Raw genomic sequence first — 1251 nt, forward strand, 5'->3', positions numbered from 1 at the left:
GGAGTCACGCGTGCGCGCCACCGGCGCGGTCCGAGCCGCCGAGGGGGTACGGTCGGCGAACCGGCCCGCCGCCGCCCGACGCGCGGTGCCCGGTGGTGCCGTCAAACGGCTGTCCGCACCCCGCCCCCGGCGGATCACCGGGCGGGCCACTGTGCTCTTCGCGGTGCTGATCGCCCTCGCCCTGGCCTACACCTACCCGGTGCGGGTCTACCTCGACCAGCGGGCCGACATCGAGCGGATCGAGGCCGCCCAGGCCGCCCAGCGCGAGCTGATCGAGCGACGGGAGGTGGAGGTGGCCAAGTGGCAGGACCCCGCCTTCATCGAGAGCGAGGCCCGACGCCGGTTCTACATGGTCTACCCCGGGGAGGTGCCGGTGATCGTGCTCAACGACCCCACCGGCGCCGCCCGGGACGCCGGTGTGCCGAGGTCGGCCGGGCAACCCGAACGCCCCGACCCGTGGTACGACACCCTGTGGTCGAGCATCCGGGCCGCCGACGAACAACCCGGCCGCTGACCGCAGCCGGTCGGCGCACCGGCCCCGCACCTGGCGAGACACCCCACGACACCGACGAGAGATGGGCACCGTGACTGTCGTACCACCGCAGGACCCGGCGGCGGACTCCGTACCCGCACCGACGCGGGAACCGGCCACCGAGGCCGACCTGGCAGCGGTGGCCGCGCAGCTCGGACGCACGCCCCGGGGCACCCGGGCGGTGGCCCACCGCTGCCCGTGCGGTCGACCCGACGTGGTCGAGACGACCCCCCGGCTGGCCGACGGCACCCCCTTCCCGACGCTGTTCTACCTGACCTGCCCCCGGGCCACCGCCGTGTGCAGCCGACTCGAATCGGCCGGGGTGATGAAGGAGATGGCCGAGCGGCTCGCCGCCGACCCGGACCTCGCCGCGCGCTACCAGGCCGCCCACGAGGACTACCTGGCCCGGCGGGAGGCGATCGGGCAGGTGCCGGAGATCGCCGGGGTCTCCGCCGGGGGGATGCCCGGTCGGGTGAAGTGTCTGCACGTGCACCTCGGACACGCCCTGGCCGCCGGACCGGGGGTGAACCCGTTCGGCGACGAGACCCTCGCCCTGGTGGAGCCCTGGTGGGCCGCCGGACCCTGCGTCGAACTCCCGGAGACCGGGTCGCCCCCGAACGCCGACCGGGAGACCGGCTCGCCCCCGAACGCCGACCGGGAGACCGGCTCGCCCCCGAACGCCGACCGGGAGACCGGGTCGCCCTCGACCGCCGGCCGGG

General features: G+C 75.8%; 1 protein-coding gene and 1 pseudogene. Both read left to right on the forward strand.

Annotation, left to right across the window (positions count from 1 at the left end; all coding sequences use genetic code 11):
• The coding region (locus tag ABT336_RS27430) for an FtsB family cell division protein (RefSeq protein WP_350900502.1) at positions 1 to 514 on the forward strand (514 nt) is incomplete at its 5' end.
• A 70-nt stretch (positions 515 to 584) separates the two neighbouring features.
• Positions 585 to 1130 (forward strand): annotated as a pseudogene (locus tag ABT336_RS27435) (DUF501 domain-containing protein); the annotation flags it as partial.
• Between the last annotated feature and the right edge of the window lie 121 nt (positions 1131 to 1251).

The sequence above is a fragment of the Micromonospora sp. NPDC000207 genome (genome assembly GCF_040300925.1).
Lineage (GTDB): Bacteria > Actinomycetota > Actinomycetes > Mycobacteriales > Micromonosporaceae > Micromonospora.